Consider the following 21581-nt stretch of genomic DNA (forward strand, 5'->3'; position numbering starts at 1 on the left):
TCTTGAAAACTTTAGTTTTTGAGAATCCGATACATGGTGGCCCTGGACACCTCGAACCGGGCGGCGATCTCCTCGGCCCCGACGCCCGCCGCGGCCAGGGCGCGCGCCCGGTGCATATCGTCGGCGGAGAGCTTCGCGCGCCGCCCGCCGTTGCGGCCCCTGGGTCGTCCTCGTAGCTGAGGTTCGACCGGCTCACCCAGCAGCGCTCGCGCGCCGTTGAGGATCAGTCGCCGCAGCACCTCGGCCGGTTCGTTGCGGAACAGCACCACCGGATCGGCCAGACCCGCGACCACCTGGGAAGCTCGCACCCGCTCCTCGAGGCCACTCCCCGGTCCGGCGACCAGCTCGTTGGCCAGGGCGATAGCGGCGCGGAAGCGATCGGCGATGGGCGCCTGGACCAGCAAGGTCATGTCCCGGACCAGCATGGTGAGAGTGTGCCGATGGCGCAGATGTACATCGACATAACCCTCGATGGCCCGCCGGCGCACTTCCTCGACGGTCGGCGCGGACTCGGCGGCGGCCAGCACCGCGTCGAGTTCGTCGAGCAGCGGCAGCGTCAGCTGATGGAGAATCGCGTCCTTGGATTCGAAGTGATAGTAGAGCGCCGCCTTGGTGATGCCGACCTCATCGGCGATCGCCTGCATGGGGGTGGCCCGGTAGCCGCGGGCGGCGAACAGCATTCGCGCGGCCGCCAAAATTCGTTCCGATGTCGTCAATGCACTTACCTAGGGTCAGTGAAGGTCGTAGTCTGCTTACCGACAGTCAGTCTATTACCGTTCGAGAAAGAAACCTGCGATGCAGATAGTCAACGGCGATCAGGCCGTCCCGGTGCAACTCGGCACCCCCACCGCCAACGGCTTCATCCTCCTGGCAGCCGAAATCGGCGGCTGGGCGGGACCATTTTTGCTGCCGTCCAGTTCGCGACGGAAAGTGCTGGCCCAGATAGGACCGCTGTGCGAGCGTCTCGCCCAGCGCGAAGAAATCATCGAGGTAACAGCGTTCCGGGCGGCGCTGCGGCCTCCGGGCGAGGGAGCCGAACTACTGCGGCAGGCCCGGGTAGCTCCGGCCCGCTACGACGTGGTCGTGCTCGTCCGCACCCGCACGGCTTCCGACATCGACCCCGTCCGCGCCGATTCGGCTTGGACGCAACTGGTTACGCTGCTGGGCACCCATGCTCGCCGCGTCCACAATGTCGCCGCGAACAGTCCGGCACGCATCGCCGACGTCGACCATGCTCCCGGTAACTGGTTCCTGTTCAACTACTTTCATTGCAAGGACTTCCAAACCGTCCGCGGCATCTGGGAATACACGGCCGGCTGGTTCCAACGCAACACCCGGCTACCCGACTCGGTTCCGATGCAGCCGCTGCCCGGCGAACCGGACGACTTCAGCCTCGTCAACCACGCCGGCTGGCCGACACTTCGAACCTTCCTGCCCCAGCTGCTGTTCCGGCCGAGCTTCCGCAACTTCGTGCTGGCCAATTTCGCCGCCAACGACATCGCCGCACAACCCGTCATCTATCGCGTGCATCGATGACACGGCTGGTCAGCGCTTGCCGCATCGCACGTATTTCAGCCTATTCCTCGGAATAGTCGGCGGTGCACCAGCGGTCCGGGCGCACGGTGTACAGGGTGTTGTAGGCGACGGCGTCGGTTTCGTCCATTTTTCGAACGAACTCACGCCCGGCGTCCTCGCCCAGGTACCGGACCGCGATGTCTTCTCGAACCCGTGCCGGCGCGGGCTGGACGATATCGACGACGGTGCCTTCGACTATCACGTACTGATACGGCGGTTGCTCCCGTTGCACGACCAGGGTTACCGCGCGCGCCTTCTCGATGAGTTCAGCCCGTCGTCCCGATCCCCGCGAGACTATCCGGATGTCGCCACCGGGGACGTAGTCGTACCACATCGGGACACTGGCGGGTGGGCGGTCGTCGGTGGCGGCGACCGAGAGCACGGCGACATGCTCGGCGGCGAGGAAGTCCTGGCGCTCGGCCTCACTGAAATGTCCTGGCATACATTCAGCAAATCATGTCACCGGTATCGGTTGCCGGAACGAGAGTGTGGCGGCCTGTCGCTGGGTTCAATCCGCTGCGGGGACAGCATGGGTGGTCAGAACCATGTACGGGGCAACGCGCGACTCGGCAGCATCTGGAGGCATTGCGGCGGTGGGCAATTCGACCTCGGGGGCCGGGAATCCCGCGGCGGTGAGCATCGAGGCATAGGTAGCCGAAGATCGAAAGTGACAAGCCATGGTCACGTCGGTTCCGTCGAGCTGCCGGAGCACGACCGCCGGAGAGTCGCCGTCGGCATAGGTGATCCCGGGTTCGCCGTAACGAAGGGTGGAGAACTGCGCACCGGTGGCATCCGGGTTCAGGTCGGCGAGTATGTAGGGACCGCCGGGGCGCAGAACGCGGTGAATCTCCGCGGTCAGCGCCGCCAACCGGTGGTCGTCGGGATCGGTGCAGTACACCAGGCAGCACACGGCCGCGTCGATGCTGTCGTCCTCGAACTCGGACAGGGATCTGCCGCCGAAGAGAATGTAGTCGACGCCCGGGTGCGGGTTGTCGGTACGGGCGACATCCAGCATGTGGGGTGAGATGTCGAGCGCCTTGACGGTCCAGCCCCGGGCTCGGGCGATGTGGGCCGCGAGAACCCCTGTGCCACAGCCGAGATCGATGGCGACCGCGCCGGAGCTGGGCGGTGATCCCAGCCGGTCGAGCACTGCGGGGAAGATCAACTGCCGGGCCAGGCGCATATCACGCCTGCGATAGGCAGCCGCCCCCGCCGCGGTGTCCCAGATGAGCGCGTGCGCACGGTCGCTGTCGGCCATGGGAGGTCCTGGTTCTGTACAGGTCGACCACAGTTCGCGTCGAAACGACTGGATGTACTGCCTGAACTGCGGTGGACATTTGCGAATTCCCCTGCAAATGCAAGACTTCCACTGTTGTTGCCGCTACCTCGAGGCCTTCCAACCATATCCCCGTAACCGCCAGCGCGGGGCGTCTTCGATCAGTCCGTGGGCGTGTGGATTCGATTGCGCGGATCGACCGTCCGGCGCAGCGCTGCCAGCATCGCCGCATTGTGCGCGTAGCAGCGCTGCAGCGAGTCACCCGGTCCGATGTAGTTGACATAGCTACCCGCCGAGGCTTTTCGGAGCAGATGATGGGCGCGGCCGATCCAGGCGCGGGCGGCGTCGGCCGGGATGGGATGGAAGGCGCCCCACTGAATCAGCGCGGCGTGGTTGCGCCAAGGAAACGCGGAGGCCACCGGGTTGGTGTCACGGACCGCGCCGTCCAGAGGATCGAGTTGCACCCATCCGGTCCCGCCCGCGCGGGAATGCTCGGTAATCGCGGCGAGGATCTGCTCGATGGTCGAATCGTCCAGGTGGGTGAGCACATCGGAGCCATTGGTGTAGCTGGTTCGCCGAGTCATCTCCTCGAGGACGAGATGCTGCACCGTGTCCATCGAGGAGCAACTTTGGGTGTCGACTGTCAGCGGTTCTGTCGTAGCTTCGATCAGGGCGGCCGCGGCGTGTGCCCCGGTCCCGGCCGGGCAGACGAGTTGGATCGCACAGCGCAGCCCACCATGCCCGTCGGCGGCCACGGTGATATTCGCCCAGTGACTGCGATCGGCTGAGCGCAGCCAATGATTCCATCCATCGATGCACCGGCCGGTGCGGTCGCCTGGAAAAGACAGGGAGACAACGTCTTTAGCCGTGGCCGGGACGGTGCGATAGGTCAGTGAGGTGACTATGCCGACATAGGCGCCGGCACCGCGGACAGCCCAGAACAGATCAGGGTGCGACGTCGCGGATACCTCCGCTTCGGTGCCGTCCGGAAGCACCAGCGACGCCGACGTCAGGTGGTCACAGGTCAGGCCGTGCAGACGGGATTCGACCCCGACTCCCCCGCCGAGAGTCAGGCCGGCGATCCCGACCCCGGGGCAGACGCCCGCGGGAATCGTCCGGCCGTAGCGGTCGAGCGCCGTGTAGACGTCGTACAGCGAATTGCCGGGGCCGACGACGGCCGCACCGTCGTGATATCGGAGCTGGTTCAGGTTCCGCAGATCGACGATCAGCGCACCGGTCGCCGCGGACGCTCCGGCATAACTGTGGCCTCCGGAGCGGGCGGCAACGCGCAAACCGTGCTCCGCGGCGAAGGTTACCGCGGCTGCGACGTCACCGGGAGCGGCTACCTGCACCACCGCCGCAGGGGACAACCCGTCGAACCGCGTGTTGAACAGTTGCTTGGCGGTTCCGTAATCGCCGTCGGCCGAGGTGATCACCCGGCCTTCGATCCGCCCGCTGAGGCGCTTCCAGTCGGCGCCTGCCGACCGGGTGTCCCGCGCCGTACCGGGCTCTGCGCCGGCCCGCCAACTGTCCGCGGTCATGCCGACCGCGGACAGCGCCACCGCGCCCCGCAACCAATTCCGTCGAGTCCATTGAGTGTCGATGGCCAGGGAGGCTAGCACCCTCCCAGCGAATCACATGCTGTGGGACGCTGTTCGGTCCAACGTGCGGTAGGAGCGCCTGTTCCGGCTTTACCCGGGCAGTGCGGCCGTGGGCGGAAAGGTGACCGGCAAGCTCGCCAAGGCTCGATGGAAGGGACCGGGTCGCCAGGCCGGCGGGGCGTCCGGTGCGGCCGGTCGCATTTCGGGCAGGGCGTCGAGGAGTTGATCGATGGCATCCTGCGCGATCTGATAGGCCAGTGACTGAGCCGGGCAGGCGTGCTGGCCGATCCCCCAGGCCAGATGCGAGCGATTGCCCGTGTGATCGTCGGCGCTGGTGGTGAGATCGTGGTTGCAGGCGGCCATGCTGATCACGACAGGCTGATGGGCGGGCAGCCAGATATCACCGACGAGGATCGGCTGCCGGGGATAGGTGGTGAGGAAGTTGGCCAGCGGCGGATCGTTGAACAAGACCTTGTCCAAAGCGTCGCGGGTAGAGAGGTTTCCACCGAGGACGCTGCCCCCGAAGCTGTCGTCGGTCAGGATCAGTCGCAGGGCGTTGGCGATCAGATTCTGCTGGAACTCGATTCCGGCGCCGTAGTGCCCGGCGACCTGGTGGACCATCTCCTCGTCATCGAGTCCGGCCGGATGTTGCAGCAACATCGAGGTGATGTCGCGGCCGGGGCGCGCCTTCTTCAACGCCACCAATTCCATCATCGCGGCGCTGATCATCTGGTTGCCGTGCTCGGCGTCGACGCCCTCCACCAGGGCGGCCATCCCCGTGGCGACGCGTTGGCCGATCTGCGCCGGGCAGCCCAGCACGACATTGACGACCTCGAACGTCAGCGGAAAGGCGAACTGACGGATCAGGTCGGCGGTACCGGTTTCACAGAACCCGTTGATCAGCTTGACCGCGATCTGCTCCACCCGAGTATGCAGCGCGTACAGGTCCACTTCCCGGTTGCTGGCCGTGATCGCCTGCCGGTAGCGGTGGAACTCCGCGCCGGAGTTCCGGCTCGCGGTGGGACGCCACTGCATGATCGGCAGGACCGGACAGTCGGCCGGAACTGTGCTCTGCCAGGTACGGGGATCGGCGGGAAAGTGTTCGGGGTCGTTGAGGATTCGCAACGCGGTGTCGTAATCGATCACCAATGTCGCGGATACTCCCGGCGCCAGTTCCACCGGCGCCAATGCGCCGAACTTCGCTCGCATCGAACGGTACACCCGGTGCGGATCTGCGGCGAATTCCGCTGTGTACAAAGGAATCGGTGAGTCGTTCAGGGCGAGCGGCGAACCATGGGCGAACGTCGCCCGCGATGGGACGGGTGCGGGATTCCGGGGTGCCAATTTCGTCCTAACAGCTTGTGACAGCAGGGTTTTGGCCGCGCTCGTGGGCTCGGCGGGGGGCGAAACGGTTTTCGCTACGACGGTGCCATCCCGGCGCGCGATCGGAAAGTGTCGAATGTGCCAATGTGCCGGGCGAACCGCGCCAGCGCAGCGGCCGGATTCGAGTCGAAGCAGCCCGCCGTGGTCGACTACTGTCGCTGACGGTCGCATCTCGGCGGCATGTCGTTCACGGTGATTAGGTGTTCGTAAGTGGATACGGCGGACAATGTCGCGTTCTCGAAGTTCATCCTGGACAGCGTCGGTTTGACGGAGTCGTCCCGGCAGCAGCTCGCGCGTGCGGCGAGCCTCCCGTCGTGGTTGCTCGACGACGGCGATGCCATGGTGCCCAGTTCCGTGCAACTGCGGTTGTGGGAGTTGATCGAGCACCAGCTGGGCGATCCGGATATCGCGTTACGCGTCGGGCAGCTGAATACGCTGGGCCGCTTCGGTTTACACGACTACCTGTTCAGCACCGCGCCGACTCTCGCCGAGGGGCTGGCGCTGGCCGAGCGGCATGCCGATCTCATCACGACCAACATCGGGTTCGCGGTGTCGGGCGAGTCCGCGGACGAGGCGAACGCGGACTTCCGGCTACTGCGCGGCCAGGGCCGCGGACGTCAACTGGCGACCCAGTTTTCGCTCGCGGCGGTCGTTGCCCGAGCGCGGTTCGCCACCGGGCGCGACGTGCATCCGGTCCGGGTCAGGTTCCGGCAGCGCGCGCCGCGACGGCACCAGCACTTCGCCGAGGTGTTCGGCACGCACCGTATCGATTTCGGTGCACCGACCGACCAGATCACTTTCCGGACAACTGATTTGGCTCTGCCGCTGCGCACAACCGACGCCGCGCTGGCCGAGGTTCTGCGCCGGTGCGCGATGGCGCTGCCGCCACCGCCGCACCTCGATTCCACGTGGTCCAGTCAGGTGCGACATGCGCTGGCGACGATGCTCGGCGAAAGTCCCGTGACGATCGACCGGGTCGCGCGATACCTGGTGACCAGCAGACGCAGCCTGCAGCGCAGGCTGGCCGACGAGGGCACCACCTGGACGCGCGAACTCGACCGGGCCCGGAGCGCTCTGGTGGAGCACCAGTCGCACCTCGAACCGAACGACACTCAGGCGTCGTTGGCTCGACGCGTCGGTTACTCCGATCCCGGGACCCTGCGCCGCGCCCAAAAGCGCTGGGGGCGTTGAGGCGGGGTTGCACCCGCGCCAACTATCGGGCAAACCGCGCCACCTCGGCTCCTGCGCGCCGCGAAGCCGAATCGACTGCCACATACTGGCTTTCACCTGCCGCGGTGCGGCACGACGAGCCGAGGAAGGGCGAACGCATGGACGAGGCACCCGGCAACAGCCCAGCCCAACGCCTACTACCCGGGGTGCTGCGGCTCGGCGGTCACAGGCTGGCCGAGAAGGTGTTTCGGCGCGGAGCCGGTGCGATTCCGATGCGTCCGAACGAGATGAACGCGCAGTGGCTCACCCTGGTTCTAGCGTCCGAATATCCCGGGGCGGAAGTGGAGTCGTTCGATATCGCCGATGCCGGCGGCGGCACCACGAGCCGGTGGAGGGCGACGGTCAGCTACAACGAGGCGGGCCGTCGGGCGCGGTTGCCCGAGCACCTGTTCGCCAAGACCACCCTGACCTTCACCCAACGTTTGACGCAGTACTTGGCGCACGCGCTGCCCGGCGAACCCGGTTTCTTCCAGTACCTGCGCCCGGAGCTCGATATCGAGGCACCGCGCGGGTATTTCGGCACCGCCGATACGCGCACCGGCCGCTCACTCACGCTGCTCGAAGACATCGGCGTCACCAAGCAGGCCCGGTTCTGTACCCCGATGGAACCCATCGGACTGGTCCAGATACAGGGCCTGCTGGCGAATATGGCTACCTGGCACGGTCATTACTGGGAGTCTCCCGAGTTGACCCGCTTCGAATGGCTGAAGACACCGAGCGCGCATTTCAGCAACTTCGACCGGCTGCTGGGTATGCGGAAACGCGCGATCGTCGGGCTGCGGCGCGCCCCCGAAATCGTCCCGGACACACTGCCTCCCATCCAGGACAAACTCTATGACGCATGCGCACGGTCGCTGCTGATCGCCGAACGGGGCGCGCAAACCCTGCTGCACGGCGACCCGCATATCGGCAATGCCTATGTGTGCGGCGACGGCAGCATGGGTTTCACCGATTGGCAGTTGGTCCTGCGCGGCAGCTGGGCGTACGACGTGGCCTACACGATCACCTCCGGATTGGAGGTAACGGACCGCCGGGCTTGGGAACGCGAGCTCATCGCCTTCTACATCGACCGCCTGCACGCCGCGGGCGGCCCGGCGCTGTCCTTCGAAGACGCCTGGCTCGCCTATCGACAGCAGTGTCTCTACCCGTATTTCGCGTGGATGATCACTATCGGACGCAGCGCCCTCATGCCGGAATTCCAGCCGGCCGAGGTATGCCGGGCGATTGTGCACCGGACTGCCACCGCGATTATGGACCTCGACGCGCTCGAGGCCGTCGAAGTTCGATCCACTTGATCGGTGCGGCGGTTCTCTGCTGGGCCACGCGCTGACTGGGGCCTGCGAGCATGTTGCCCTGGTTCGTCACAGCCGGGCGGCGGGGTGACGGCCCGGGACGGCAGGGTGGACCTGCTCGATCCGGTCGCGGGCGACATACATCGACCAGTAGTGCTCGGCGAGGTCGTCCGGGTCGGCCATTGGCAGGGGCGAACCCGTTGTCGCGGAAGCGGACTCGGCGATTTCGCTGTTGGCGATGTAGGCCGCGACGGCGAGCATGCCGACATAGATTCCGGAGCCGGCCAGCTCGCCGTGCAGGGAGTGGGCATAGTTGCGGGCGGCGGCCATCACCGGCCCAACCCCGCTCAGATGTGGGAGAGGTTCCACCGCCGAGTAGCCGTGGGTCAAGAGGAACGCGCCGTCACCGCGGGCGGTCCACTCCGGAAGGAGTGCCCGGACCACTTCGACAGGAGTGAGTAGAAGCAGCGGGATCAGGCGTCGCAACGCGGTAGCGCCGAGTTCGGCGGCGGGCGTGAAGTCTTGCTCGCCACTGATCGGGCCGTACTCCACGACATCGATACGGCCGAAATGATCGCCGATGGCCGTGATGAGGGCCGGAACGCCTTCAGGATCGGACAGATCAGCGGGAAAGGCGGCCGCCTCGATACCGGCGGTATGCAGACGTTCGGTGAGCGCGCTCAAACGGTCCTTTCGGCGCGCCACCAAGGCGACCCGGAAACCTTCGCGACCGAAACGGCGCGCGACCGATTCGCCGAGGCCGCTCCCGGCTCCGAATACTGCGATGACTTTCGACACGAGTTCTCCCACTTCCTGTTTCCGGTGTGCAGGATCAGGATGAAAGATCGAAAGACTCGTTACAAAAGGCACATCCATGTTCGTGCCGGAGGGAAATGTGCGCAATGGCGGACGATGTGCGAGCTCGCCCCACCTCCCGCGTCGGTCCGTGCGCGGGCATTCCACCGGAGCGGATGGATTCCATCCGCCGTGTCCTGGGTCGCGTCGGCGACAAATGGAGCCTGCTGGTGATCGCGGTGCTGGAGAACGGGCCGCTGCGCTATAGCGATCTGCAATTCGGTGTCACCGGCATCTCCCAACGCATGCTCACCCGCACACTGCGCCAACTGCACCAAGACGGACTGGTCAGCCGCACCTCCTACCCGGAGGTGCCACCCCGGGTCGAATACACGCTCACACCGCTGGGCGAGGGGTTACTGGAAATCGTTGGCGCTCTGGTGGATTGGGCCTCCGAGCACCACGAAGAGATGGACCGCGACCATGCCGCCGGACCGGTCTGACGGCGCAGCACTCACCCGCCAAGGCTGATCGGGTGTGCCGCACGATGAGCGACTCGCCGCTCGAGAAGTCGATCCGGTCCCACGAAATCCTCTATGGCACAGGCGGTTCGCGGCGGCGGCCCGGCTGTCGGCGAATGTGCCGCAAACTCGTCAGCCGCATCGAGGCACGGACACTGGGCGGGGGGCGTGCCCGTAGTGCCCGTCGGCATCTGTATTGTCGCCGTCCGTCGGACCAGCACAGTGCCTGGTCTCCACGCTCGAATGAGTCGGTCAGCCGCCGCTCCGGCGCACCCGATCAGGCTGGACTCCCCATACTCGAGAGGTTCGAATCATGACTTCCAACGCAATTGCGGCAAAGACCGCGCAGACGAATTCCGATGTGCCGGTGCCTGTCCTGGCAGCGCCGTCGCTGGACAGTCGCTTGTCCTGGCAGGTCGAGAACGTATTGACGTGGTTGGCGGCTGTTCGCGCGGCGGAGTTGAGCGGAAACGGCGTTACGCCGGACCTTGGTTACGCCGGCCCCGTCGAGCCTGCCGCAGCGTAGGCCGAGAGCCATTCGGGCAGGCCGGCCCGGTCCGCCCGGCGCCGAGTCGCTGATCATGGCCTATACCCTGATCACGGCACCGCCGTCCAGGCCGTGACGGCGGCGGAACCCCGGGCCGACCAGCACAGCCGGTCGGCGGACTCAGCTGATGGCCGCACTGACTAATCCGCCGCCCTCCGGCGTCGGTGGGCATCATTCGCGCAAACCGGGGTACGACCACGAGGTGACCAGGTCGGTATCAGCGCCGTCCGCGCGTAGCGGAGGAGGTCGGAATGAACAGTACGGACACCTCGCTGGCGGATGAGCTGGCCGTGGCTTTCGCCAGAGCATCCGGTCTGCTGTTATCGGCCGACACCGTGCACACCGCATTACAACTGAGCACTTCACTTGCCGCACTGACCATTCCCGGCACCGCCGGCTCCGGCATCACCCTGTTGAATGCGCAGGGCGAGCGGGTCACCGCGGCCGCAACCGACGCCGTCGTGGAGCAGGCCGACGCGCTGCAATATCGGCTCGGCACCGGACCGTGCCTGGCAGCCTGGGCCGAACGGTGCCTGGTGCGTGTCGACGATCTGCACACCGACGACCGGTGGCCGGAGTGGGCGGGCAACGCGGCGGAACTGGGTCTACGCTCCTCGCTCAGCGCTCCCCTGGTCGCCGGATCGACGGCATTGGGAGCCTTGAAGGTCTATTCGACCCGGCCCCGCCGCTTCGGACCCGAAGAGGAGCACTGCCTCACCCTGTTCGCCACCCAGGCCGCCATCTTCCTGTCTAATCTGCGCACCACGGAGGAAGTCGATCGAGCTGGTGAGCTGCTGCGGAAGAGCATGCGGGAGCGTGACGTGGTGGCTTTGGCCAAGGGCGTCATCATGGCGCGCGAGGAAGTCGACGAACGCACCGCGTTCCTGAAACTCGCCGCCTGGGCCCAGGAGCACGGGACGACCGTGCGGCGGAGTGCGGAACGAGTGGTCGGTTCGACGACGCGGCGGCGGCGATGACAGCCATGAAACACGACGACGACGCCGACCGGCAGCGCCGCAGTATCGCGCTGGCCCTGCACCGCGCCGAGCTCACCCCCGGCGAACTGTGGTTGCGCTACTTCACCCTTGGCGGCGACATCGGGCAGAGCGCGGTGAACGCGTTCTTGGACGGTGCCGGGACGTTGCCGCCGCTGCAACGAGACATCCTCGCCCACACCGTCAACGAACGCCTCGACGAGCTGACCTGGTCACATCGCGCGTCCTATTCCCGGCCGATGCGCGAAGGACGGCCGCGCGGGCGGATGCTGCGCGCTCTGGTGTCGCTGCTGGAATCGGTGGAGTTGGCACCGCCGGATCGATTGCCCGCCTTGCTTTCCGCGGCGGGGCGGACGTTGGGCGTGGAAATCACGATGTACTTGATCGACTACGACCAGCGCTTCCTGCGTCCCGCGGTCACCGACGGCGCCGATTCGCTCGATGGCGCGCTGGACGTGGCGGCCACCATGGCGGGTCGAGCGTTCCGCGAGGTCCGGGTCCTGCCCCAGACCACGCCACAGCCGAAGTTGTGGGTTCCGCTGATCGACGGGGTGGAGCGCCTCGGCGTGCTGGAAGTGCGAGTCGAAGACGAGGTCGACTGCTATGACCACGCACTGCGTGCCCAATGCCGGTGGTTAGCGGCGCTGACCGGGCATCTGGTGCCCGCGATGAGCAGATACGGCGCGGCCTTGGACCGGATTCGGTTGCCCATCGACCGGACCATCGGCAGCGAATTGATTTGGTCACTGCTGCCGCCGCTCACCGCGGGGGTGGACAACTTCGTCGTGGCCGCGCTGGTCGAACCGCGACGCAGCAACTCCGGTGACGCGTTCGACTACGACCTCACCGAGACCACCGCACGGTTCCTCATCCTGGACGCTGTCGGTCACGACCTGCGGAGCGGGCTGATCGCGGCCACCGTGCTCGCCGCCTACCGCAAGGCCAGGCACGCCGGTTACGGACTGTACGAGCAAGCACAGGTGATCGACGACGCCGTCCGGGACCAGTTCCGGACGGCCACGTTCGCGACCGGTGTCCTCGCCGAGGTAGACCTGACCAGCGGCCGGTTACGTTACGTCAACGCGGGCCACCCGTTTCCGCTGATCATGCGCGCGGGCAAAGTGGTCAAACCACTCGGTGGCGGCCGACGCCCGCCGTTCGGGCTCGGAATCGGCGAGTTGGTCGTCGGCGAGGAAGCGTTGCAGCCTGACGATTGGGTGGTCCTCTACACCGACGGGGTCACCGAGGCGCGCGACCACGCAGGCGAATTCTTCGGGGAAGAACGCCTGGTCGACTTCCTTCGACGGGAAGCGGCGTCGGGCCATCCGCCGCCCGAGACGGCGCGCCGGCTGATTCACGCGGTGCTGGCCCATCAGGACAACAAGTTCCAAGATGACGCGACCGTGCTGCTCGCCCGCTGGGACAACCACCGCTCACGGTTGCTTCGTCCGCCCGGCTAGCCCCGGCCGTGGTTCTTTTAGCGGTCAGCCGGTCGGCTGCTGGGTCGCTTCGGATGACCCGCCCGCGGACGCCGGTTGTTCCGCACGGACCCATGCGTCGGTCTGGGTCAGCCAGAACAGGTAGGCGAGTGCGGGGAAGACTGTGACGGCGGCGAGCGCGACGACGATCAGCAGTGCCTGGAGGGTGGCTCGCGCGCCTGCCGCGTCGGCGATGAGCATGTGGTCCACGAGAATCCACGGGGTCTGGGCGAGCGCCCAGCCGATCACGATCGCCGCCACGGCGAGCACCGCGGACACGCGTGCCGGACGGTAGCGACGCCGGAATACCAGCACCAGCGTAAGCACCCCGGCGGCGGCGGATACCACGATCATGGGCAGCGCGCGACCGAGCAGGCCGGCGCCGAGCGTGGGCGCGTCATGGCGGATGGGCACGACCGCGGCGATCGCGATCGCACCGGTTATCGCGCCGACCAGCAGCGCGCGGGGGCGAAGGTATTCGGCGAGGGTCACGTCGTCGGAGCGGGCGGCGTCCGCGGTGAGAAACACCCCGGCCAGGAACGCCGACGTGCCCACCGCGAGGATGCCGCCGAGCAGGGAGGTCGGGTTGAGCCACGACGTTATCCGGTCGCCGTAGCCTTCGGCCGGAACCCGCCCGGACGCGACCGCGCCCACGACCGTCCCCAGAAAGAACGGCGTGATCAGAGATCCTCCGGCGAACAACGCGCCGAACAGCCGCGCTTGACTCATCGTCTCGGAGTACTTGCGAAACGCGAAGTTGGCCCCGCGCAACACGATTCCCAGCAACGCCAGGCTGAGCGGGATGAACAGCGTGGTGGTGATCGCGGCGAATACCCCGGGGTAGGCCGTCCACAGGAACACCAGAATGTAGATCAACCACACATGGTTGGCCTCCCACACGGGGCCGATGCTGTGGTCGATCAGCACCCGCAAGCGGCCCCCGCGCTGTGCGCCGCCCGCGGTCAGATCCCAGAAACCGGACCCGAAATCCGCGCCGCCGAACAATCCGTACAGCACCACCCCGATGAACATCGCCGTCGCTACCACATCCGACAGGTCCATCGGTCACCCCTTTCCGGCGCGCTCGCCCTGGTCGGACGGCGCCGCTCCGGGACCATACGGAGCGGAGATGCTCTCGGCGCCCGCGCGCCACCGCCGGGTCATCGACCGCAGCACGACGATCGCGCCCACCGTCATCCCGAGATAGACCACCAGCACCCCGATGTAGCTCCACCACAAACCGGTACTGGTGCTGGCGGCATCGGTGGTGCGCAACGTCTGCCACACCGTCCACGGCTGACGTCCGACTTCGGTCGCGATCCAACCGCATTCGAGGGCGAGCACGGCCAGCGGCCCGGCGACGACCGCCGCCCGCAGGAACCAGCGAGCACCGAGCAGATCGCGCCGCCGCCATCGCGAGAACCAGAACAGGACGACCATCACCGCCAGCAGGGTTCCGATACCCACCATGGTCTGGAACGCGAGATGGGTGACGTTGACCGGCGGCCGATCCGCGGGCGGCACTACGTCCAAGCCGGGGATCGGCGCGGTCAGCGAGTTGCGGGCGATGATCGAGCCGAGCCGGGGTATCTCCAGGGCTCCCCGCACTTCACCATCCACCAGTACGCCGCCGAGGCGCAGTGGAGCCGATCCCTCGGTGGTCGTCGCCAGTTCGAAAGCGGCCAGCTTCGATGGTTGGGTGTCGTGCACCCGCATGCCGAGTACGTGCCCGATGAGTGGTTGCGCCAGCGCGGCGACGGTGGCGAAGAGGAACGGCACCCTGAACCCGAGGCGGTGGTGTTCGTCGCGCCGACCGCGCAACAGACCGGCGGCATACACTCCCGCCACTACGAATCCGACCACCATGAACGCGCCGACCCACATGTGCGCGAATTGCAGATACGCCCCGTCGTTGAACATCGCCCGCCACGGATTCACGTCGGTGACTTCGCCGTTCACCAACCGGAAACCGGTGGGATTGTTCATCCACGCGTTCACGCTGACCACACAGAACGTGCCGACGACACCGGCCACCCCCATCGGAATCAGCATCGCGAGGTGCCGCCGCGGCGGCATCCGGCCCCAGCCGTACAGATAGATGCCGAGGAAGATCGCCTCGATGAAGAACGACAAGCCCTCGAAGGCGAACGGCAAGCCGAGCACATCACCGTAGCGGCCCATCAGGCCGGGCCACAGCAACCCCATCTCGAAGCTCAGGACCGTTCCCGACACCGCACCGATAGCGAACAGCACCGCTGACACCGTCGCCCACCGTTTGGCCAAGCCGATCGCCACCGCGTCGCCGCGCACGATCCCCCGGCGGTGCACTATGTAGATCATGGCGGGAAACGCGACACCGAAACACGCCAGGATGATGTGCCAGCCCAGCGAGAACGCCATCTGCTGACGAGCCGGCAACAGTCCCGGCGGCCCTTCCCCGGCCGCGCTGTACAAGGCGGCCAGCGTGTTCGACACCATGCACAGCCCTTTCCCTCGACGCACACACGCGGATGCTGCGCGGACTTTGCCCGGGCTGAACGCGGTCAGGCGCCCAGGAGCCGGACTTCGGTATTCAGCAGTTCGGCTTGCTCCGCCAATTCGGTCGTGTCCGGGTCTGCGCCGACGCGGTCCAGCAACTCGCTGCGGCTGATGAGGACCAGCCCGCCTGCCTCCGACGCGATGCCCACTTTGCCCGCTTCCAGCACCAACCGCGCATCGGCGACTTCGGTGCCGAGCAACTCACGAAGGATTTCCACAGTGACGACATCGCCGACGGCAGGCTCATGACTCGACGAATGTGCTTGATCATCGATACCCATGACGGCCGATTGCCCGCCGGGATGCCTACGAAACGTTCCCGGTGTGCTCAGGTGCGGACCGTCCATGCCGCGAGCCAGGGTGAGAGATTTGTCAGCCATGTCGACTCCCGGACCGAACTCGTGAGCGCCGTCGGTCGGCGTAGCTTCGGGTTACCGCGTGCCGCCGACGGCAAACATTTGGTTACTGAATCGGCCTTGGGTGTTACAGCAGGCCCGCGCGGTGGCCGACCAGCGTGGGCCGATTCAGGTGAGGTCTGCGAGTTTCCTTGCCAGAACAGACTTTTCGCGGTCGTTGGCACACAGCTGGATCGCCTCGGTCAGCGCGTCGCGCGCCTCGGCGGTACGGCCGAGGCGCGTGAGGAGTTCGCCGCGCACGGTCGGCAGCAGATGCGAATTCGCCAGTGCCCCGGCGGCGGTTAGTTTTTCGACGATCGGCAGTGCGGCGGCGGGGCCGCTCGCCATCGATACCGCTACGGCGCGGTTGAGGTCGACCACGGGTGAGGGTGCGAGCCGTCCCAGCGCTTCGTAGAGCAGCACCACCCGCTCCCAGTTCGTGGCCTCGACCGAGGGGGCAACGGCATGACATTCGGCGATCGCGGCCTGCAGACCGTAGGAACCGAGTCCACGGCCGACTTCCGCCGCCTTGCTCAGCGCGGCCCGGCCGCGCTGGATCGCGGATCGGTCCCAGCGCCGCCGGTCCTGCTGTTCGAGCAAAACCGGTTCCCCGTCGGGACCTGTGCGGGCGGGGAACCGGGCGGCGGTGAGTTCGAGCAGCGCGAGCAGCCCGTACACCTCGGCTTCGCCGGGCATCAGGCGCGCCAGAACCCGGGCGAGCCGCACGGCCTCACCGGCCAGATCCGGCCGGATCAAATCGCCACCCGTGCTGGCCGAGGAACCCTCGGTGAAAATCAGATAGATGACGCCGAGCACCGACCCGAGCCGGGCCCGGCGTTCGGCGGCGGGCGGCACCTCGAACGCGACCTCGGCGGCACCGAGTGTCTTCTTGGCCCTGGTGATTCGCGCCTGCACCGTCGCGGTCGGCACCAGGAAGGCCTTGGCGATCTCGTCGCTGGACAGGCCACCGACCACACGCAACGTCAACGCCAATCGGGCTTCGCGCGAGAGCACGGGATGACAGGAGATGAAGATCAGGGCGAGCACGTCGTCGTCGATCTGGTCGGGATCCCACAGGACCTGTGCGTCCTCCGGTGCCGGCTCGGCGGGCGCGCCGCCGGCCAGCACGCCGCCCTCGTCGAGAGTGCCCGCGAGGGTGGCGTACCGGTCGTCGAGGGCGGCGCGGCGCCGGAACGCGTCGATCGCGCGGCGCCGCCCGACGGTGAGCAACCACCCGGCCGGTTGGCGCGGCACGCCGTCGCGCGGCCACGTCACCAGCGCCTCGGCCAGCGCCTCCTGGGCGAGGTCCTCGGCCAGCGCGAAGTCACCGGTGTAGCGCGCCAGCGCGCCGACGATCCGGGCCGATTCGATCCGCCAGACCGCGGCCACGGCTTCCCGGCCCGGGTGGTGCGTCATCGTGGCGGTGTCCTCAGAGCTGGCCGGTGGCTTCGCGCCAGGCGCGTTCCTTCTTGATCCACTCGTTGTCCTGCGGGAATTCATCGATGGAGGTGACCCTGCGGATCTCGTTCTTGAACCCGGGGCCGGTCATCGGCATCCGCTTGGCCCACTCGACCGCCTCCTCCTTCGACGCGACATTGAGAATGTAGAAGCCGCCGAAGAGTTCCTTGGTTTCACCGTAGGGACCGTCGGTGACGACGGGTGTCTCCGAGGTGTAGTCGACAACCACGGTTTCGGCGGGATCTTCGAGACCCTCGGCGGCGACGAGGACCCCGGCGCGGATCAGCTCGTCGTTGAACTTGCCCATGGTCTCGAGGATCTGATCGAAATCGACCTCGCTGGTCGCGGCCCAGGCCTCGTCGGTCGCGCGCATGATCAGCATGTACTTCATGGTCTGTCTCCTGGATAGGTGTTGGTCCTTCTTACATCCCTAGGTCGAATGGGTGACGGCATAGATCGACAACCGACGGGAAACTTTTTTCGCCCGCCGATGACCGGCAGGCCTGACCGGCCGTTTCGGCGCCGAGGCGGGTGGACGGCAGTGGTGCAGCGAATGCGTTACGTGATGGGGTGTTGATACCGATATGGGCTGAACGGCCCTGCCGCCGATCCGATACCCCGGAAGTGAGACCGCATGCCCAGATCCCTGTTCGGCACCCTGTTCCGCGCTGTCGGGCGGATCATCGCCGGCGCACCGGTATTGGCTCTGTTTGTCGTCGTAGCGATGCTGGTCGCATTGTTCGGCGCGGTGCTGCTGCTGACCAATTCCGACCCCACCGACTCGACGCCGACGTCCCCGACCGTCACGACTACGCGCAACTGCGCGCCGTTCGCTTGCACGGTGGGCTGATAGGAGGCGATCCCTCGAGCCGACGAAACCGCCATCTCAGGTCGATACACCGAGACGGGACGATCGGCACCGGCGCGCGCTGTGGCGCGGTCGGGTCAGGATGAACGGAACAGTTGGGGTGTCGCTATCCTCCTCGGGCCATGGCACGGGAGAGGCGGGCCGGTGCGGTCAAGCCTGGATCGGCACCTGGTAGATGTTGTCGGCGGGGTGTCCCGCGCGCTGGTGGATCTTCTGTACCGCCTCGGCATCGGGCGCCTCGGACAGGCAGAAGATCATCCCCGTCTCGGGGTCTGCCCAGGCGTGTTTGAAGTTCACCTGCTCGTCGGCCTGGATGGCGAGGTCGGCGTTGTGAGCTTCGGTAAGGGCTTCGGGAGTAACTCCCGGCATCGTCCTGTGAACATCCATGAACTCAGGCATGGCAAGTCCCCTTTCTGTGAGACTTCCCACTATGCTCCCTTGTCCTTCACACCGCCATGCCCTTGCCCGCGCCGCTGCCACTCGCGGCCGGGTAGTCCACCCTCAGCGTTGCCCATTGCGGTAGGCGTCCAGGATGGGGGCCAGTTCGTCCGGGGTTGCTCCGTGCAGGATGACCCGATCGGCGCCGTAGTAGATCTCGTCGCGGACGCGCTGTGCGCACTGGGCGGAGGTGCCGGTGGCGGCGGGTCGGAGCCATTCCTCGGGGATCAGCTCGGCGATATGTTCGATCTGCTGGGCGGTGGCTTTGTGGTCGATGCCGCCGGGGATCGATTGCACCACGGGGTCTTCTCGGAAGCGTTGCAGCACAGCGGGATCCCAGTTATTGGTGCGAACCAAGAGGTCGCCGTATCCCTGTAGGTAGGTTGCCAAGCGTGCGACGGTCTTGTGGAGCCGAAGAGGTTCGGGCAGGTGGTCGCCGACTGTCGCCAGGCAGGACCACACCCGCACGGTGCCGGGGTCGCGCCCGGCTCGCTCCGCAGCCGTTTTCACGGTGCCGACGCACCGTTCGAGGGTCTCCGGCGTGAAGTAGGTGTGGAGAATGACGTCGTCGAATGCCCGACCTCCGAGTTCCAGTGTGCGAGGGCCGAACGCGACCAGGCCGAGCGGGATGTTCTCGCGAAAGTCGCTGTCGAGGAACAACACTGGGTATTTGCCCAGTGGACCGTCGTAGTTGAGGATGACCTCCCCGCGCCACAGTCTCCGCATCACCGCGGCGAAATCCTCCATCTGTGCGGTAGTTACGGCGGGAATGCCGAAACCGGAATAGATCGCGCCGATGCCGCGGCCGATGCCGAGGGTGAAGCGCCCGCCGGAGAGCCGGTGCATAGTCGTTGCCCACGAGCCGGTGATGAGTGGGTGACGCGTGTTGTGATTGGTGGCCGCGGTGGCGATCCGCATCCGTGTGGTCACGGCGCACGCCGCGCCGGTCAGCGAGGACGCCTCCTTGACATTCCAGCGTTCTGAGATGAACGCGGTGCCCAGCCCGAGTTCCTCACCACGACGCGCCTGGTGAATCAGGGCGGCCGGCCCGTCGGCCGCGGCGCCGGCGAGGAGATAGAACCCGAGTTCGGACAGGAGCTCGGGCACCGGCGGACCGGCCTCGGCGAACTCGTTGGCGGTGCCGGTGGCGGAATCAAGCATTGGCGAGTCCTTTGACGAGAGCGAAGGTTTCGTGGTCGCGCAGTGCTCGGCAACCGCGCGAAAGCATCGTCAGGACCATGTCGTCACCGCGGTCGGTCTCGGCGGAGAAGGCGAAACCCAAGGTTGTGATCAGGGGTACTTGGAGTAGGCCGAATCGATAATCGGTCCAGCATTCATTGTCCGAGTAGTCGAGTACGCCGCGCCGCCGCAGGGCGGCGTGATAGTCGGCGACCAGTCGCCGTTCATGTTCGCGGCGCAGGGCTGGTTGCAGGCAGGTGGCAAGAAAGTAGGCGAGGTCGCGCGCGGGCAACCCGACGGACAGTGTCTGCCAATCAACCACGGTGACGGTGTTGTCGGTGGTGTCGACGAGCAGGTTGTCCAGGCGATAGTCACCGTGCAGCAGGCTGAAACGGGCAGGCTCGGCCAGGAGCCAGGGTTCGACGAGATCGGCTGCGGCGCGCAAGGTCTCGCGATCTTCGGCAGTCATCTTCGCACCGAGACATCCGAGGGTCGTCGCGGTGGCGGCCCGGGCCAGTTCGCCCAGCCCGCGGGCGAAATCCGCGCCAGCCTTGGGCATGGTCGCGGCCGGAAATTCCAGCCATGCCGGGTCGCACCAGCGCGGTCCGTGCAATCCCGCGAGCGCTTCGACAGCGAGCCTGGCGAGGACCGCGTCGCAGCCGGCGAGTTGGTCACCCTGCACGGCCGGTGCCAGATCCGCCATGACAAGCACGAAATCCGCACCGTCCCGGTCGATCGCGCAGTGATACACCCTCGGAACGGGTACGGCGACGGTATGGGCGACATCGCGATAGAAGGCGTGTTCGGCGCGATAGCCCAGTGCGACTCGCGCGCGCACCGACTCGTCTTGGGAGGACAATTTCACGACCCGGGTGTCAGTCTTCCCGGCCGCAGACCGGTTCGAGCTGAAGCGAACTCGGTAGGTCGCACCGGTCTGCCCGGTCCCGAAGGGTGTGACCGTAAGGTGGTCGATCGGCATATCGAGTACGCGCGACAGCCATGGAGCGGTGATCTCCGCGGGGCCATGCGGAAGTGGGAGTTCGCCGGGCATTCGTTCGCTCAATCCTTCGAGATCCGGCATATGCCCTCCTGGAACCGGTTTCGTGACATCTCCGGTGTGCGGGGCGGCTCGGTTCACCGAAGGAATCGGCGGCTGATCGACCTATCGGGAGTGCGGGCTACTGCGCAGACCCAATGCTGGAGATTCTTGTTGTCCTGGTGTCCGGCAAGGTTACTCACTGTGACACATATGTCCAGACTAGTGTCCAGATTCGACGAGTCAGGACATCGCCGGGGTCACGAAGGACCTCGCCGAGGCCATCGGCGACCTCGGGAATGCGCCGGGCGAAGGTGGCGCAGGACGGGAATCCGTACCCGCCGACTGGGGCACAGCCGGCGGCGCGCATCGCGGCAGGGGATCAGAAGAGGAGGAATGTACCGGTGAGCGATGCCTTGGTCACGCCTGGGCAGGACTGGTCGGTGGTCGCCGTGTTGTCATCCGATGCGGTGTGCCGGGCGTAGGTCCCGGAGTCGATGGTGATCGGGAAGGTAGCCGGACCGGACCCTTTGGACTTGCTCTGGTTTCCCGCGGCCTTACTGCTGAACTTGCTGGTGCTGCCATCGGACCAGGTGATGGTGCCCGTGCCTTGATGAACGTTGACTTTCCCGTCGCACGAGGCGATTTCGGTGCCCTGCTCATCCATGCTGATCGGATGCGGCTCCCCCATCTCGACGGCGAGCCCCTTACATTCGGTGAATTGGGTGGTGGCCTTCCATTCGACATTCGACGGTTTGTCACCCAACCCGGAACCGGCCCAGGTGACCGTGCCGTTCCCGATGCAGGTGATGATCGCGTCCGCCGGTTTCTTACCGGATGGATCGGCCACGCCCGGTGCGGCGAACGGGATCACCCCGAGCGACGCGCTTGCGAGAACAACGGCTCCGGCCAGACGATATCGCGTGAACATTCGTCTCCTTGGGTCGTTCCTGCTCGGCTTTTCCGCTCCCGACAC

At 66.5% G+C, this 21581-nt stretch carries 23 protein-coding genes; 8 read left to right on the forward strand and 15 right to left on the reverse strand.

Annotated features, from left to right (window positions below):
* Window positions 1–11: 11 nt before the first annotated feature.
* Window positions 12–716, reverse strand: coding sequence for a TetR family transcriptional regulator (locus BJ987_RS29915; RefSeq protein ID WP_209896424.1), 705 nt, complete (start codon window positions 714–716; stop codon window positions 12–14).
* Window positions 717–795: 79 nt separating this feature from the next.
* Here BJ987_RS29915 and BJ987_RS29920 point away from each other — a divergent pair, with 79 nt between their 5' ends.
* Complete coding sequence (locus BJ987_RS29920; protein WP_209896425.1) at window positions 796–1536, forward strand: hypothetical protein; 741 nt, start codon at window positions 796–798, stop codon at window positions 1534–1536.
* A 40-nt stretch (window positions 1537–1576) separates the two neighbouring features.
* On the opposite strand, the gene BJ987_RS29925 is transcribed toward BJ987_RS29920, so the two are convergent.
* From BJ987_RS29925 to BJ987_RS29940, 4 genes are all read right to left on the reverse strand, one after another.
* On the reverse strand, window positions 1577–2017 hold the full coding sequence (locus tag BJ987_RS29925) for a pyridoxamine 5'-phosphate oxidase family protein (RefSeq protein WP_209896426.1): 441 nt from the start codon (window positions 2015–2017) through the stop codon (window positions 1577–1579).
* Window positions 2018–2083: 66 nt separating this feature from the next.
* Complete coding sequence (locus BJ987_RS29930) at window positions 2084–2833, reverse strand: class I SAM-dependent methyltransferase (RefSeq protein WP_209896427.1); 750 nt, start codon at window positions 2831–2833, stop codon at window positions 2084–2086.
* A 179-nt stretch (window positions 2834–3012) separates the two neighbouring features.
* Complete coding sequence (locus BJ987_RS29935; RefSeq protein WP_209896428.1) at window positions 3013–4473, reverse strand: FAD-binding oxidoreductase; 1461 nt, start codon at window positions 4471–4473, stop codon at window positions 3013–3015.
* Between the two features lie 69 nt (window positions 4474–4542).
* Window positions 4543–5661 carry a cytochrome P450 family protein gene (locus BJ987_RS29940; RefSeq protein WP_307869799.1) on the reverse strand — a complete coding sequence of 373 codons (1119 nt, stop codon included), beginning with the start codon at window positions 5659–5661 and terminating at the stop codon, window positions 4543–4545.
* Between the two features lie 384 nt (window positions 5662–6045).
* Between BJ987_RS29940 and BJ987_RS29945 the strand changes: the two genes are divergently transcribed.
* Together BJ987_RS29945 and BJ987_RS29950 are read left to right on the forward strand one after the other, a co-directional pair.
* Complete coding sequence (locus BJ987_RS29945; RefSeq protein ID WP_209896430.1) at window positions 6046–7026, forward strand: AraC family transcriptional regulator ligand-binding domain-containing protein; 981 nt, start codon at window positions 6046–6048, stop codon at window positions 7024–7026.
* Window positions 7027–7163: 137 nt separating this feature from the next.
* Window positions 7164–8360 (forward strand): phosphotransferase, encoded by a 1197-nt coding sequence (locus BJ987_RS29950; protein WP_209896431.1) that lies wholly within the window; start codon window positions 7164–7166, stop codon window positions 8358–8360.
* Window positions 8361–8426: 66 nt separating this feature from the next.
* Here the strand turns inward: BJ987_RS29950 and BJ987_RS29955 are convergent, their stop codons facing one another.
* Window positions 8427–9155 carry an SDR family NAD(P)-dependent oxidoreductase gene (locus BJ987_RS29955; RefSeq protein ID WP_209896432.1) on the reverse strand — a complete coding sequence of 243 codons (729 nt, stop codon included), beginning with the start codon at window positions 9153–9155 and terminating at the stop codon, window positions 8427–8429.
* Window positions 9156–9259: 104 nt separating this feature from the next.
* On the opposite strand from BJ987_RS29955, the gene BJ987_RS29960 reads away from it, so the two are divergent.
* The 4 genes from BJ987_RS29960 (at window position 9260) to BJ987_RS29975 (ending at window position 12675) form a co-directional block, all read left to right on the forward strand.
* The gene (locus BJ987_RS29960; RefSeq protein ID WP_209896433.1) at window positions 9260–9655 is read left to right on the forward strand and encodes a winged helix-turn-helix transcriptional regulator; all 396 of its coding nucleotides are present in this window, start codon (window positions 9260–9262) and stop codon (window positions 9653–9655) included.
* A gap of 331 nt (window positions 9656–9986) precedes the next feature.
* Window positions 9987–10199 carry a hypothetical protein gene (locus tag BJ987_RS29965; RefSeq protein WP_209896434.1) on the forward strand — a complete coding sequence of 71 codons (213 nt, stop codon included), beginning with the start codon at window positions 9987–9989 and terminating at the stop codon, window positions 10197–10199.
* A gap of 272 nt (window positions 10200–10471) precedes the next feature.
* Window positions 10472–11197, forward strand: a complete 726-nt coding sequence (locus tag BJ987_RS29970) for a GAF and ANTAR domain-containing protein (RefSeq protein ID WP_209896435.1) — start codon at window positions 10472–10474, stop codon at window positions 11195–11197.
* Window positions 11194–12675 (forward strand): PP2C family protein-serine/threonine phosphatase, encoded by a 1482-nt coding sequence (locus BJ987_RS29975; RefSeq protein ID WP_209896436.1) that lies wholly within the window; start codon window positions 11194–11196, stop codon window positions 12673–12675. The genes BJ987_RS29970 and BJ987_RS29975 overlap by 4 nt, the downstream gene beginning before the upstream one ends.
* A 24-nt stretch (window positions 12676–12699) precedes the next feature.
* On the opposite strand, the gene BJ987_RS29980 is transcribed toward BJ987_RS29975, so the two are convergent.
* From BJ987_RS29980 to BJ987_RS30000, 5 genes are all read right to left on the reverse strand, one after another.
* The gene (locus BJ987_RS29980; RefSeq protein ID WP_209896437.1) at window positions 12700–13755 is read right to left on the reverse strand and encodes a cytochrome d ubiquinol oxidase subunit II; all 1056 of its coding nucleotides are present in this window, start codon (window positions 13753–13755) and stop codon (window positions 12700–12702) included.
* 3 nt (window positions 13756–13758) lie between these two features.
* A complete protein-coding gene (locus BJ987_RS29985) occupies window positions 13759–15171 on the reverse strand; it encodes a cytochrome ubiquinol oxidase subunit I (protein WP_245366193.1) in 1413 nt (470 codons plus the stop codon).
* 65 nt (window positions 15172–15236) lie between these two features.
* Window positions 15237–15611 (reverse strand): hypothetical protein, encoded by a 375-nt coding sequence (locus BJ987_RS29990; protein WP_209896438.1) that lies wholly within the window; start codon window positions 15609–15611, stop codon window positions 15237–15239.
* A 144-nt stretch (window positions 15612–15755) separates the two neighbouring features.
* A complete protein-coding gene (locus tag BJ987_RS29995; RefSeq protein WP_209896439.1) occupies window positions 15756–17042 on the reverse strand; it encodes an RNA polymerase sigma factor in 1287 nt (428 codons plus the stop codon).
* Between the two features lie 13 nt (window positions 17043–17055).
* Window positions 17056–17475, reverse strand: coding sequence for a YciI family protein (locus tag BJ987_RS30000; protein WP_209896440.1), 420 nt, complete (start codon window positions 17473–17475; stop codon window positions 17056–17058).
* Window positions 17476–17718: 243 nt separating this feature from the next.
* Between BJ987_RS30000 and BJ987_RS30005 the strand changes: the two genes are divergently transcribed.
* Window positions 17719–17934 (forward strand): hypothetical protein, encoded by a 216-nt coding sequence (locus BJ987_RS30005; RefSeq protein ID WP_209896441.1) that lies wholly within the window; start codon window positions 17719–17721, stop codon window positions 17932–17934.
* Between the two features lie 168 nt (window positions 17935–18102).
* Here BJ987_RS30005 and BJ987_RS30010 read toward each other — a convergent pair whose 3' ends face one another.
* The 4 genes from BJ987_RS30010 to BJ987_RS30025 all read right to left on the reverse strand — a co-directional run bounded on the left by BJ987_RS30010 (window position 18103) and on the right by BJ987_RS30025 (window position 21536).
* Window positions 18103–18351 carry an SCO4226 family nickel-binding protein gene (locus BJ987_RS30010; protein ID WP_209896442.1) on the reverse strand — a complete coding sequence of 83 codons (249 nt, stop codon included), beginning with the start codon at window positions 18349–18351 and terminating at the stop codon, window positions 18103–18105.
* Window positions 18352–18453: 102 nt separating this feature from the next.
* Complete coding sequence (locus BJ987_RS30015) at window positions 18454–19551, reverse strand: TIGR03857 family LLM class F420-dependent oxidoreductase (RefSeq protein WP_209896443.1); 1098 nt, start codon at window positions 19549–19551, stop codon at window positions 18454–18456.
* Window positions 19544–20650, reverse strand: coding sequence for a phosphotransferase family protein (locus BJ987_RS30020; protein ID WP_245366194.1), 1107 nt, complete (start codon window positions 20648–20650; stop codon window positions 19544–19546). The genes BJ987_RS30015 and BJ987_RS30020 overlap by 8 nt, the downstream gene beginning before the upstream one ends.
* 337 nt (window positions 20651–20987) lie before the next feature.
* Window positions 20988–21536, reverse strand: coding sequence for a hypothetical protein (locus BJ987_RS30025; RefSeq protein WP_209896444.1), 549 nt, complete (start codon window positions 21534–21536; stop codon window positions 20988–20990).
* Window positions 21537–21581: the final 45 nt, after the last annotated feature.

This window comes from Nocardia goodfellowii, from assembly GCF_017875645.1.
Lineage (GTDB): Bacteria > Actinomycetota > Actinomycetes > Mycobacteriales > Mycobacteriaceae > Nocardia > Nocardia goodfellowii.